Here is a 13,770-nt window from a genome sequence, read left to right as displayed (position 1 = left end):
TCAATTAAGAATAATTATATACAAAAACATATCACCGCAATCCCACAAACACAAGAATGATCAGCTATTATGTATCATCTTGTACTTTTTGATATGCAATTATAGATAGATCGTAACATGCGCGCTCAATTACTGTGGGCAGTTGGGACAGTGGGGCAACACTTGATACCGCAAGCTTTAGAGGGTGAATAAGAGGAATTTGAGCCGCCCCAAAGAATGGGGCAATCGGGACTATGTAAAGTTTATAATTGGGTTAAACGCTGTTTTGCAAGCGCCCAAGGTAAGCGACGACCAGCTTTTGCCATTTTATCGTAGGCAGCTTGAGCTTCTTCAACTGACAATACACCATGGGTGACGAGCTGCTCGACAACCCATAGCGTACCTTGAACCAATATCGCTTCTTTTTCCGCTGCTTTTCTAAGTGCCATATCCCCAGTTAGCAATGGACACTGTTCTTGTTTCGCCAGTGCAAGCGCAAAGCAATCGTTCATGCTAGGGCCAGCATACTTTTGCCTCAGTTCAAATGAGTACATCATAGACTCAGCACTTAACTCACCCAGCAACAAGCCTAACCCGAGTAAATAGCCATGTTGATCGCTTAGCTCCTCGTGGAATAACACATCTGGAACTTTGAACTGGTAAGGCAAATTGAAAAAGACTTCTAATAATTGGCCTTCTTCGAGATCAATGAGAATATTGGCATCACTGATCAACAAATACATTTACACCGCCTCAGTCAACATTTGACGCTGCTTATGCAATGCCATTACTGACATCTGTAACAGCTCAGCGGCTTTGGATTCACTAACAACTCCCTCTGCCAATGCACGATAAACCAACTGCTCAAACAATAATGTCTGTTCTTGTGGATAAGGATTCCCTGGCTCCTGCTTACGCCAACCGTTTTTTGAGAACTGTATAAATATTTGGCGTTTTTTCTCTTCAGTGATCACACCAAGGTCGGCACTACGATACAAACAAGCTGCCATGCTTAAGCCATATTCGTGTTTCAGGAAATACAGCTCTTTGGGGTCTACGTTCGAACGTCGCTCTCCTAGATGCTGAAAAAGGCCTACTTCAGGCAGTAAAAACGCAGAAGCAAAGCGGTTGCAGGCCATCTCTTCGTCAATGGATTCATCTAGTAAGCCATGTAAAACAAGGTGGCCAAGTTCATGCGCCAATGTAAACCGCTGACGGCAACCAGGCCAATGAGAAGACACTACAACAATTGGCTGCCCTGATATTTTGGCTTGTAACCCATCAAATTTATCGGCTTGGGGTACGTTACTGACAATCACAAGAATACCTTTAGACTCAAGCAAGTCGATTAAGTCTGGCAATGGATTCATACCCAACTGCCAATCAGTACGGACTTTAGCAGCAACCTGTTCTACTGCGTCTAAAGTGCTTACAACAGGAACCTCGGGGTGGTAGTTAAAACTCGCTATCGGGAAGTTTGGCCATACATTTTTAAGCGATAACCAGCGCTCAGCTTGGTCAACCACATCAGACTCAATCTTCTTTAGCAACTTAGCTGAAGCTGAGGCTTTTTTACGATACTCCACCTCCCCCAAAGTCACCTGTGCTGGGCGAAAGAAGTATTCAGTACGAACCGACAAAGCCGTCGCCAATTTAAGTAAAACTCCCGACGAAGGCATGCTCTGGTCGTGCTCGTATTTCTTAACCATGTTGGCACTAATACCAACTTGCTCACCCAAGGCCTGCATCGACAGGCCAGCGGCTGCACGGGCTCGTTTTATGCGCTCTCCAATCATACAGACCTCTGGTTTATAAAAACTAAAATAATTTTAAAAATATAAACCAAGTTGGCGTTTTTGTCGATTGGTTTTACAGAGCAATCATTCACGTGTTCGCAAACACACTTCCCCATGCCTTTACCCCCATACGCCAAAACCACTATCCGTTTGGCTTTTGGATCGAAACGCCAAACAGGGAAATTAGCCCATTTACTGTTTGGCGTCTCGATTGAAGTCCAAAGCCGGCAGGCCTTGCCAGTACTGGTTCAAAGCAAGGTTTGGCACTTTTTGTACTCTAAACCAACCTCGAATCCAAAGTACAAACCGTTTGTTTTTTCTAACCCAGAATGCAAACGATCGTTTGGCGTCTCGATTTTTTTGCATGGGCTAAATGCCGTCAAACAGCGCTGTATTGGACTGTGTATATCAAACAGTTAGCCGCGCACAGGTCATCATAAAAAACCGATTTGACTGGTTAGTTTGATGGCCATTTCTTTCATCTAATTCACCACCGCGTCTGCACCCGACCACTGAAAATAGACGGCATGAAAAACCAATAAGGTGATAAGTGACGTGTTATGGGCAAGTGGTAACGATTGGGATAGAGAATGGATACAGCAGGTGGTCGCTTTACTGGTTGGGCATGGCGCGTTTACCCTCTACCCAGCATTAAGCCAGTGCGATAATGCAGCCGAACGCTTAACCCGCTGGCTGACTTTTCAGTTACCACGCGTTAAACAAGCACACCCAGGCTGCCCGATTCACCAATGGCTAAATAGCATTGGCGCACAAGTGATCGTAGAAAAATGGCAAAGCCCCGAGCAATGGCCAAACCTGTATTGGCTACCTTTACCTGAGGTTGATGGCCACGCGCAAGGCGGGTTGGTTTTGTTACCGGCACATTTGTTACCGACAAATAGGGATGGCACGATTCAAACTAGAATATTGCAAGCAAACACACCGGCCAACGCCCGTATTTTTTGGTGCATCACGCCTTTGTCTAAAACAGGAAAGCGCGCTACCTTACACCCCAAACAGCAAAACCGAGCTTTTTGCCTGCCCAGTTCGCCGGAGCAAATAGGAAAATCATGCACAGGGTTATTAGTGAGCGGTTTACGAAAAGAAAGCCAAAAACGAAACGGCAACGTGATCAGCCACCAGATTAACTTAGCGCTGCTGCACCACATTTGTGGGCCGGAGAATGATGTGTGGATTACGAACAAATGCTTTGTTAACGACGAGAAGGAAACTCAACAACAAGGCTAAATAGCTTGATATTTGTTATGAAGAAAACCACAATTTCACACAAGCTCATTGAAGCTGGTTGAGCCTTTACCTAGCGTTTTGGCTCGTGGCTGCGCCTCAGTCGCCGTTAAGACTGGGGCTTATCTCTTACAACTACTCGAAATCACAAGCACCAGAAACGAGTAACCCCTCACAGGGCGCTGATCTAACGGGTAGCGGGAGGGGTGTTGTTGACGCGATTTTAATATCAAAAGCGCCAAATAGCGCGATATTATTTGATGTCGCTTTTTAGTTACTGTTTGCTAAATTGCACAGTTGGTAAAACAACTCTTGGCAAACGCAGTCGTTCACATTGAGTACTCAAGAACTCGCGCCAATAAGGCCAAACATGGTAGCTAGCATTTTTCAGTGCAAATTCATCAATCGCTGCCTGCTCTAGTTCTGCTGCGACTTGGTATTCTGCAATAAAGTCTGCTTCAACAAAGGCTTTAATATCAGGATCGCCATTTTCCTTAGGATTCACCCAACGAGTCCCCAAACGGATATAAATGCGTACCAGATGGCCATCGCCATCAATATCGATCAATTCACTTCGAAGAACAACATGCATTTGTTGCACTAACAACGCTTCAAGTTCCGTGGATTTTGGGTCAAAGTCTTCAACACACTTAGCTTGGCACGATTTAACGTATACATCCTGTATCACTAAAGCATCAATAGCCTGTTGTAACGATTTTGATACTTTTTTAACCATAACACGCCTCTAGTTCGAGTTCGTGCGATGCAACAACTCTCGTCTTTCGAGCAGTCGATGAGAAATCCACTACAGCTACATTTTTCCAGCTTGTCTGGATATTACGCTCAACACCCGCATCCATCATCAACTTATCTAAAGCAGCTGGCACTTCCGCCGCTAAACGGAGCAGTTTATCCATTGCGTCTGATTGCATCACATCGTCTGATTCGTACTTGGAAAAAGCAACAGGGCCACCACCAAACACTTTTGCAGCATCAGCCTGTTTTAAGCCCCAGCGTTTACGCAAGACCTGGAGTTCATTACCCGTTAACAAGCCTTGCACCTGCTTTTTAAAAGCAATCATTGCACGCTTGTTAAAGCGAGCTTCAGCAGTACCAGTCTGTTCACTGCCACAGCAATCACACACTGCATACTGGCTTTCAATTTGACCTTGTTGACCTAAATGCTCAACTGTAACCCTCTCAGTATGGAGAGTTAATTGGCCCATCTCACAAATTGGACAAGTTTGACTATTCATCACATATCCTCAGCGCGACAAATGACAAGAAACCAATAATAACAATTTACCTGTCTTGCCTATCGCAAATTTCACATAGTATTCGTGGCGCATTTCTTTGTACGCATACTCCACCCATTCATCCCGAAACAAGCGGTAACCATCGCATGCAGCCCAAGGTCCAGTTGGTTTTTGTACACACCATTGCGAATTCACATACTGACCTTGAGTAATAGCTTGCCTTATAAGCTTTTGCACATCAGCTATCTCATACGACAGCTGCTGAACATGACTTTTACACTGCCTAGTCCATAAAATAGTTGCACTCTCACCTACTTCCAATAGGTTTAATACATCTTTTACCGGATATAACGGCCCGTCAGAGATATAATGTCTGTCATCCCCAACTTCGCTAGGAGGTAGGCCTTTATAGGCGCTTACATTTATCGCATTATTTACCATAATGGTAATTTAATCCAGTTAAAGTTGAACATTTAGCCTTACACCATTGCCGCTTCGTACACTTTTTCAACCTCGGTAAACTTAGTGACGCTCTCTAGGCGAGTTAAGGTGGTGAGTTTCATCGAGTTTTTCATTGGGCGATGTGGCACGTTGGTCACTGGCGTTTGCAGTGACAGTGGTTTGCCTAACTCAAATAAATAATACAAATCAGCAGAACCTGACTTCTTACCCGCTTGATCTTCAGTAATGGCGTAGCGTGGTAACACGGTGACTCGTTTAACCGGCCAAAGTTTGTCAATTTGCTTGGTTGAACTTTGAGTGTCTGAGGTAGACGCCAACGCTAAATAGCGAATTTCCTCGGCAATATGCTGCTTAAATTTCTGCAAAAACGTGCTTTGCGGCAGGTGATACCACTGCGCTGTACCTTGCTCAAATTGTTCAAAGTAGCCATTATCACGGCCACGTTGCCCACCCAATGCCACTGTCATCGTTAAATCAGGGTACAGTACTTGACGCATGCCGTAATACGGTATGCGTGCGGCTTCTTGTACATAGAGCCTTTCCGCCATGCCAGCCACGGGATACATGGCTTCATTGTTTTGCCCTGTTTGTGCATTCGGCGCAGTGCCAATTTGAGCTTGCAAGAACTCTAGCAACCACTGATGGCCGGAATATCTGCTCTTAGTCTGGGTAGGATCAGTTTGACTAGGCTCATCTTGGCTAGGTAAGAGGGCAAACGCGCCAATACCCACTTCTTCTATCGCGGCTGCGTAGGGGTTGGGTGTTGTGGCTTGATCAAAAAAGCCTGGATATAGAGCAAACGCACCAAAAACTGGGCGGCTTTTTTTAGCTGGTTGTCCTTCGATTTTACTGGATGGTGACTCAGACAAGCGCGGCTCTGACAAACGGGGCTCTGATAGGCGAATCAAGGCATCCCGATAACGGTGCATTTGGTTGATAGCATCGTCTGGTACGTAATCCTTACTTTCGATATCTTCATTACTGTCATCAAAGCGATTTTTCTCAGTTTTAATACGGTACTTGGCATCAAATAGCCAAATAAACTGCTTTTCTGCTGATGAGTCTGCTTTTGTTAAGTGAGCGCTTTTAGGCAGTGTCACTTCCAAGACAATATCCGGCTCTTGGTTCACCAAGTACGAGCGGATTGATTGACCCTTTTTGGTAAATTTCGGCTCGTGTGCCAGCCTAGCGGTCACACCATCGCTACGCTTAAAGCGAAAGGCACCGGCAAACCCATCTTTTAGTTGGTACTCAAAAAAGTCATTTTGGGCGAGCTTAGTCGCACTGTTTTCCACCAATTCAAAGCCGAGATCCTGCTCTAAAATCTGCTTCAAACACAAAAAGCACCACACTTCATAAATCTCGGCCACTGATTTCATTGAAATGCTCGACTGATTGCCAAACACATCTAAATAAAATTTCAGCTCCTGCCAAATGCGATACACCGCGCTGTAACCGGTTTTTTGCTGTAGCACTAACGACTCACGGCTTAACCCTGTGTATGCACCAACCTCTTTTAAAAAACTCTGACCTAACACTTTTTGCAGCGGTTGTTGCCAACTATGCAGCTCATTTAAAAATGAATCTGACAACCGTTGCCGTTCTGGTGCTTGGTTACTCTGCCTAAGCTTTTGTTCAAACTCCGCTAATTGCCGCTTACTTTTACTCACCGCCATTTTGATAAAACGGTTTTCTGGGGTATCGACACTCAGTTGCTTTTTTTCGACTGCATAGCGCTTATCGTACTGGCCATTCACAAAGTCTTGCTTAACTTTCTCGGCTAACTTATGTGGCAGGCGGCCTTTTAATTTGGCCGCTTTAATATTAGCTACCGTCGGTTGCAAACGGCTATGGGGTGCGGCACAAATCACTTTTAAGCCTTGCTCAAAACGCTCCCGTAACGCGGCAAAATTAGCCAACCACATGAGTGGAAAATGCCCGCGTTGTTGGCTAATTGCTGCGTCTTGTTCGGTTTTTTCTACCAAACTAAAGCGCCAAAGGGGGTAAACCTTATCAATGGCTTGATACATGGCGGGCAAGTCTTGGTGCAGTGCCATTTTGGTTGGCAACACTTCAAAGGCTATGTGCTGAGTCTGTGTTTTGCCATTGTGCTCAAAGGTAAGTGGCAAGCGTAACCAGCCCACATCATTGCCAGTATTAATGGTGCCGGTTAAACGTGCGGGCACTACGCCCCTTGCGGTTTTTACTTCGGGAGCAAAACGAAATGCCTCATTCACGTTTTGGCTTCGGTGAGTTAGCCGCGCATTAGTAACTTCACTAAAAAATACCCACTCAAACTGGTACTGAGTATTCTCAAAAAACAGCGGGGAATTTAATGTCAGCTCAGCGTGTTTCGCTAAGTCATTGGCAACAAGGTCATTTTCGGCTAAGTCACTTTCATCTAACCCACTTTGTACTAAGCCATCTGCAACTAGCCCTTGCGGTTCAATAGCATTGCTCAGCTGCGCTGCTGGCGCAAAGCGCAATTCATAGCTAGGTTGTACATCATTAGCGCTCGCCCTGTGCGCCACTGTATTCTGGTACACACGCAACCGCTGGCTAATATCATTCGCCCAGACCGAAAACTCAAAGTCGGGGGTTTGTAATCGTATTAACTCTGGCATTCCCTACCACTCCTTACACCATCACTGTACGGGTTCTGCTTATAGGTTGCATTCATTGCAAAAAGCATCAAACAGCACCGACTCATTAAGGCCAGAAACTGGTAAAGGTGGCACTGGCTAATCGCCCGCTCATCCACTGCAACTTAGCTTTTGAACGGCAAGGTATGCGAAGTACTTTTTCCTCTTCAGTAGCACCGTCGGCCACTATTTTCTCACGATACAAGTCAGGGCGTTGATTGGCTTCGTCTGTGTCAGACGCTAACCAAATGGGGGCTAACTGAGCAGCCAGCACAGTATTCAGTTCAACCAACAAAGCCTTACCATCAGATGTCGTCAGCTTGTCGGTATCGCCTTCGATACGCGGCAGAACCTTACACATCATAAAGTCGTCCCATACGGCTTTTAGGGTCAGGTCATCTTGTGGTTGGCTGCTAGCAACCGCAAGCAGCAGTTCATTGAGCGCACGGAACGCTAATTCAAACGGTGTATTTTTTAGCACGGCATTAACGGCCGATAAAAACGCAACGGTTTTGGTACCATCAACATCAAACGTATCAGCTAAATCCGCTTTGCTGGCATTTGACCAAATAGGATAGCTAAGGCGTTTATTGCAGCTGGTTGGGGTGAAAAAGTCGTTATAATCGTTAGGGAAAAACGCACCAAAATCAAAGCTCAGCGCTCGGTCAATTACCTTGCGTGAAAAGCCATGGGTGGTTTCATCCATATTCACTGTGCCTGCAACAAGCAGATTAAACGGAATACCTAAACCATATTGGCAAATATCTGCCCACAGTGCATCGTATTGCGCACCATCAAAGCCTAGCGCTTTGCGTAGTTTTTCTATATCAGCAACTTCATTAATGGTGGCGGGTTTTAATAGCGCATCACAGCTGTATGTAAAGCTATCACCTGTCCAACACCATTCGCGGGTTTCCAATACAGACAAGTAATCGGCAAAATACTGCTCAACAGGGGCAAGGTTCATTTCATCCAAACACAACCAGTAAGGTAATACCTGTTCAAGTACATTACGCTCACCTGATACCACTAGGCGCTCGCCTTGCTCTTCGCTTTCTTGAACTTCGATGGCTAAGCCACTATCAGCAATGGCACGCCACGCTTTGGCGATAAATTGCAATACATCGGTAGTGATATATTCGGCTTCGCCGTCTTTTGCTAGACGAGAAATATACCCAAGTAAATCACTCGGCTCATGCCAGTCAGGGCGCACTGAGGTTAAACAATAGGTTTCAGCAAACTGCTTTGATGTTTTTGCTTGCTCACGCACAAAGCGGGTTTTACCTGTTCCTGAGATACCTGCGAGAAGGAGGAAAGGCTTATTAACAGCACTGTATTGGCCACGATCAATTCCACTATTGATAGCTTTCTTAAACAATTTTTTTAAAGTCTTACGATCCCACTGCTTCCATCGTTGCTTCGAGCCGTTGCCTATCTTTAAAATTGCACCTGTACGCTCCATAAGTTGCAACATTAAGGTCAATCGTCTTTTAGCAGTTGATGGAATCACCTCATTTGGTAAGTCACTAAATACAAGTTGATCATTGTTTTCTGAGCGGAAACTTCTAACAACACCCCAATATACTTCATCAAGAGTTAGTGACTTATCCGTCTTAAGAAAAGCACAGCTTAGCTCTACAAATGGAAAATCAGTTCCTTCTTGGTATCTTGATAAGAACTTTATCCAAAACTCTAACTCTGAAACACTCCCTTTTAATAACTCTTGCCCTATTTCAGTAACCTTAAAAGTCGATTCGAAACTAGCAACGTTTGGTATTGTCCATGGTTTAGAAAAATCTCTAAAGTATGGCCTGAACGAATCACCTTCAAATGATCGCCAAGTTAGTTCTGGGATCTCCCTTTCTAATTCAACATATATTGGCGAATCAGCGTCATAAATTGATTCGCCTTCATGTCGACTTATTATCCTTAAAGCACTAAGCCATATATCAGCTGCCCACGCCCCCTCTGCACCATCATCTATCTTTGTCCAATGCTCATATCTCATTTATATTTTCCTTAAATAAATATTCCAAGGACAATTTTTCAATTATGTTTGCAAGCTTTTCTTTAGGCTCACCGAAAATTGAACTGGCGATTTCTCTTCCAATCATCGCAGACAGCAGAGGAGGTACTGCATTACCAACCTGTCTTATCGGGTGGCGAGATGTACCTGAGAACTCCCACCAATCTGGGAAAGTCTGCATCCTAGCAGATTCTCTCGGAGTAACTTCCCTAGGCTCATAAGGATGAACGTGCCCTTTACCACCACCCTTATCAGACCCGACGATAATGGTAAAGCTAGGTCTATTTGGATCAAGCTTATTAATTCTAGTTTTCGGGTCTCGCTCCCCAAATTTAAGTGACGCATAACGTTCAATAATTCTATCACTATGCTTTCTGCCTACATGGTTAGCTAGAACTTCTCCCATAGGAGGAATATTCCTTAACCCATCAGCAACGGTACGATATGGCATTAAAGACTCTTTGTTTTCCGATTTTGACCCTCCACATATTGGAGAGATTTCTTTAATTGATTTACCTTCTCTACTACCTATAATAAACACACGATCTCTAAATTGCGGCACACCATAATCAGCCGCGTTCAATCTAAAAATCGAAAGTGTGTAATTTAAACCATTTTTTGGTTTACTTAATTTTTCACAAAGCTCTTCAAAAACACTGCCACCATCAATAGTTAGCAGACCATAAACATTCTCAAAGAAAAAAGCTTTTGGCTCTATTTCAGAAAGTAAACGTAGATATTCATAAGCTAATAAGCCCCTTGGATCTTCCTTTCCTTTACGCTTTCCAAACACACTAAAAGCTTGGCAGGGCGGTCCACCGGCCAGAAGGTCAAGTTCGCCAACTACGAGACCTAACTGTTCTAAAATAAAATTAGAACTAAGCTCCTTAATATCTTTCTGCATAATAATTGCATCTTCTAAGATATTTTTATTTAAACTTGCACATCTTTCTTTATTGCTCTTTAAAGTGATACAGCTATGCTCATCTATATCTGTTGCAAAAATGGTGTGAAAGCCTGCAGCTTCTAAACCCAGATCGAGTCCACCTCCACCAGTAAATAGAGATACAACTTTTATGGGTTTCATGGCTTTTTTCTTCATATTTAGAGTTTACCTAATACTACAAGCCAATTATCGGCTAATACTTTAACTTGAACTGAGTTCCCATTAGGGATCATTTCTACAATACTATGCTTTTCCATAGTTTTTAGCGTACGACTTATATTGCTTAAAGCTCTTCCTGAAATAGTCGCGATTTCTGTCAATGATTGTGGCTGTTGCTCGGCGATTACTTTTAACAACTGCTGGTTTTCTTTCGACAGCACATTGGCCACCGATTTCAGCGAATCGAACCAGATATCAACGGGGAAATCGGGGTCGGGCGTTTGCCCTTTAATGCCAATCACGCAGCGCGATTGTTTGAGGTTTTTCATATTTCTCTACTGACAAAAATTGAAGATGAAACCTAAGAATGGAAATAAGCGATCAAGTCTTTAACGTCATCGGATCTAAAAATATCGTTTTTGGATGTATCGCTATAAATTTCGGGATTTTCATCATCCCCTTCATTGATGGCACAGCTTATGGCATATCTTGGTAAGTCATCACTCTCTCGATACTCAACATTTTGGTGCTCAACCCAAAGCAGATAGTACTCGCTATCCTGACGAAAGTAGAATGACGCGCAAGCATCGTTTGGCGATGTATTGTTAACCAGCGTTACTGGTATATCGTGAGAATCAAACCCAAATTTAAGCTCTTCCATTACACGGCCCTAGATAACTGTGCATTTATACATGCCCGACATCTTATCATCTACTGATTAGATCACAAGATTATTTTCCATCAATCAGCGCAATGGCGATCACCAATCACAGCAAGTACACAGCCAGTACACTAGCAGTATTGTCCGCATTGGACTTTAATCCTCGCCCTGCCCCTAGGTTGACTGGCGGTTCACTTCAAGGCGACAAGCCCACACAGGATTCATCGCCTCTTTAGTCATCCAAAATGCTGCCTTTAACACAGTACATGCGTGGGCGTGTGTTGTCGGGCAGGCTGACTTTGCGCTGTGGTCGGTTGCCATCGGGGATTAAGTAGCCTGCAGCCAAAGCCTGTTTTTGCCTTGACCTCTGGCAAGCGCAAAATCCGCTGCTGACGCGCTAGGTGTCCTGAGTTTGTGGGTGATTGTGTAGTTGGGTTCATCGTTTCTATCTTTTCCAAAATAAGCCTCACTGATCTGTTAAGTTCTCTTAGGAGTTTGCCCCGCTATTATTAAAGAGTTAAACGGACACAGTAGGCAGATAAATGCCTAGATCGTGTAGCTTTCTGAGGGTACAAGTAGCTACTTGCCCCAGTATTTACATAATACCCCAAGTCATAAATACCCTGTGGGCAGGGTTAGTGTGCGGCTAAGCTGCGTGAATTAAGGCGTTGCCCATACTGCCCCAAAAGCCCAAGGGATGCCTTACGACTTTGAAGCTTCCTTCTCAAAACTCGGTTTTGGTGAGTCGTATGGATTGAGTGTTGATATGTCGAGTGTATCGACACACAAGAAAGTCATGTCGAAAAAACAGCAAGAAATCGACATATAAAATTGATATGTCGATCTAATCGACATAAACTGGCCCAATAGTTCATTTATGTCGATATAAACGGGAAATTTAAACATGACCTGGCAAGCAGAGCAGCCTTACAACCAATTACCCACATTACCGCCAAGTCTAAATTCCATAGAAACGAAGGCCGTTCTGAAAGCCTGTATTTCTGCACGCGCCGCTGTAGCAGAGTTAAAAAAGGCAGGCGAACTCATACCTAACCAAAGCATGCTAATTAACTTATTGCCTTTGCTGGAAGCAAAAGACAGTTCAGAAATTGAAAATATTGTCACCACTACCGATAAGCTTTTTCAGTATGCGCTAGAAGATAAAGGCGCTGATCATGCAACAAAGGAAGCTTTACGTTACAGAACAGCGTTATATCAAGGTTATATACAACTTGAAAGAAAGCCGCTTTGCACAGCGACTGCCATTGAAGTATGCAGCACGTTAAAGCACTCCGAAATGGATATTCGTAAAGTACCGGGGACTTTTATAGGCAACCAGACGACTGGAGAAATTATCTATACCCCGCCTGCGGGAGAGAACGTTATCCGCGACTTGTTAACTAACTGGGAGCGATTTCTTCATGATGACGATGATATAGATCCATTAATAAAGATGGCTGTTAGCCATTATCAATTTGAAGCGATACATCCATTTTATGATGGGAATGGTCGAACAGGACGTATTTTGAACGTTTTGTACCTTATTGAATGCGGCCTTTTAACGCTACCTATTTTGTACTTAAGCCGTTTCATCGTTCATAACAAACAAGACTATTATCGCCTATTGAACCAAGTGACCAAAGATCAGAATTGGGAAGATTGGCTGTTATTTATGCTAAAAGGTGTCGAGCAAACTGCAATATGGACTAGTGATAAGATCACAGCGATTAGGGCACTTATGGAAAGTACAACCGATTACATAAAAGCACAGCTACCTAAAATATATAGCTATGAGCTAGTTCAGCTTATTTTTGAACAACCCTACTGCCGTATCAATAATCTAGTTGAACGTGACATTGCAAAACGCCAAACTGCTTCAACGTATTTAAAGCAGTTAGCGGATATTGGTGTGCTGCAAGAAATAAATTCCGGTAAGGAAAAATTATTTGTACACCCGCGATTGATGACGTTAATGACAAAAGATAGCAATAGCATCAACTCATTTTGAGCGTAAAAAATGGTAAAGCTATACTGATAGAAATCGTGCTCGATAAAGCCTTTCAAAACTGCTATTTTTAAACCCTAACAGCAGCGTAAAAACGGCACTGTTTTTCCATTGCTAACCACTAAGATTTAGTAAAAGCCATAGGCAAGTGGTGGGCAGTTTGGTGGGCAAACGGGCATTTTTGAACGGTTTCTTTTCGATAACTCATTGAGTTTATTAAGGTCTAGGCCGCTGCTCAATGAGCAGATCTAAAATATAGAATGATGTTTAAGTGATATTAAGTGAACAAGCATGAACAGCTAAGGCCCCGTTTTTCGGGGCTTTTTTGTGTTTTTAATTTATAGATATAAACCTGAATTAGGTTTGTATGAGCCTTATGTCATGTGCACTTGTACTCGATCTGTTTTTATCAATGATCGCAGTAAACTCTTTTATTGAGAGGTGTGAGTTACAATGCGTTGGATAGCTTTTAAGGGGATAAGTTGCGGAAATAGATAACCGAAGAGCGAGCTTCAAAGCGCTTATCCTTTACTTTACTTAAGTAATTTTATTCTGACCCCATGTATTTGATTATCTTTATTTATATAAATCTA

12 protein-coding genes are annotated in these 13,770 nt (G+C 43.5%); 2 read left to right on the top strand and 10 right to left on the bottom strand.

Features of this window, described 5'->3' with window-relative positions:
* Positions 1-242: 242 nt before the first annotated feature.
* Positions 243-722: a DUF3368 domain-containing protein gene (locus ACOQOE_RS00650; RefSeq protein WP_224638918.1), complete on the bottom strand. Its 480-nt coding sequence runs from the start codon at positions 720-722 to the stop codon at positions 243-245.
* Positions 723-1,775, bottom strand: coding sequence for a helix-turn-helix domain-containing protein (locus ACOQOE_RS00645; RefSeq protein ID WP_224638917.1), 1,053 nt, complete (start codon positions 1,773-1,775; stop codon positions 723-725).
* A 555-nt stretch (positions 1,776-2,330) separates the two neighbouring features.
* Between ACOQOE_RS00645 and ACOQOE_RS00640 the strand changes: the two genes are divergently transcribed.
* The gene (locus ACOQOE_RS00640; RefSeq protein ID WP_420554661.1) at positions 2,331-3,023 is read left to right on the top strand and encodes a hypothetical protein; all 693 of its coding nucleotides are present in this window, start codon (positions 2,331-2,333) and stop codon (positions 3,021-3,023) included.
* 271 nt (positions 3,024-3,294) lie between these two features.
* Here ACOQOE_RS00640 and ACOQOE_RS00635 read toward each other — a convergent pair whose 3' ends face one another.
* The 8 genes from ACOQOE_RS00635 to ACOQOE_RS00600 all read right to left on the bottom strand — a co-directional run bounded on the left by ACOQOE_RS00635 (position 3,295) and on the right by ACOQOE_RS00600 (position 11,172).
* Positions 3,295-3,756 carry a preprotein translocase subunit SecB gene (locus ACOQOE_RS00635; protein WP_222774405.1) on the bottom strand — a complete coding sequence of 154 codons (462 nt, stop codon included), beginning with the start codon at positions 3,754-3,756 and terminating at the stop codon, positions 3,295-3,297.
* Complete coding sequence (locus ACOQOE_RS00630; protein ID WP_420554660.1) at positions 3,749-4,276, bottom strand: type II toxin-antitoxin system MqsA family antitoxin; 528 nt, start codon at positions 4,274-4,276, stop codon at positions 3,749-3,751. Before ACOQOE_RS00630 ends, ACOQOE_RS00635 begins: the two co-directional genes overlap by 8 nt.
* Positions 4,277-4,285: 9 nt before the next feature.
* Positions 4,286-4,717 carry a hypothetical protein gene (locus ACOQOE_RS00625; protein ID WP_420554659.1) on the bottom strand — a complete coding sequence of 144 codons (432 nt, stop codon included), beginning with the start codon at positions 4,715-4,717 and terminating at the stop codon, positions 4,286-4,288.
* Between the two features lie 38 nt (positions 4,718-4,755).
* Positions 4,756-7,362, bottom strand: a complete 2,607-nt coding sequence (locus ACOQOE_RS00620) for a DUF2357 domain-containing protein (protein WP_420554658.1) — start codon at positions 7,360-7,362, stop codon at positions 4,756-4,758.
* Between the two features lie 85 nt (positions 7,363-7,447).
* The gene (locus tag ACOQOE_RS00615) at positions 7,448-9,388 is read right to left on the bottom strand and encodes an McrB family protein (protein WP_420554657.1); all 1,941 of its coding nucleotides are present in this window, start codon (positions 9,386-9,388) and stop codon (positions 7,448-7,450) included.
* A complete protein-coding gene (locus ACOQOE_RS00610; protein ID WP_420554656.1) occupies positions 9,378-10,508 on the bottom strand; it encodes a DNA cytosine methyltransferase in 1,131 nt (376 codons plus the stop codon). The genes ACOQOE_RS00615 and ACOQOE_RS00610 overlap by 11 nt, the downstream gene beginning before the upstream one ends.
* Before the next feature lie 2 nt (positions 10,509-10,510).
* Positions 10,511-10,840, bottom strand: coding sequence for a helix-turn-helix domain-containing protein (locus tag ACOQOE_RS00605; RefSeq protein WP_420554655.1), 330 nt, complete (start codon positions 10,838-10,840; stop codon positions 10,511-10,513).
* Between the two features lie 32 nt (positions 10,841-10,872).
* Positions 10,873-11,172: a hypothetical protein gene (locus tag ACOQOE_RS00600; RefSeq protein WP_420554654.1), complete on the bottom strand. Its 300-nt coding sequence runs from the start codon at positions 11,170-11,172 to the stop codon at positions 10,873-10,875.
* A gap of 904 nt (positions 11,173-12,076) precedes the next feature.
* Between ACOQOE_RS00600 and fic the strand changes: the two genes are divergently transcribed.
* Positions 12,077-13,180: a protein adenylyltransferase Fic gene (fic, locus tag ACOQOE_RS00595; RefSeq protein ID WP_273608437.1), complete on the top strand. Its 1,104-nt coding sequence runs from the start codon at positions 12,077-12,079 to the stop codon at positions 13,178-13,180.
* Positions 13,181-13,770 lie beyond the last annotated feature (590 nt).

It is taken from the genome of Neptuniibacter marinus (genome assembly GCF_965223595.1).
GTDB lineage: Bacteria > Pseudomonadota > Gammaproteobacteria > Pseudomonadales > Balneatricaceae > Neptuniibacter > Neptuniibacter marinus.
The sequence above is the reverse complement of the archived record's forward strand: the minus strand, read 5'-3'. Positions and strand labels throughout refer to the sequence as shown.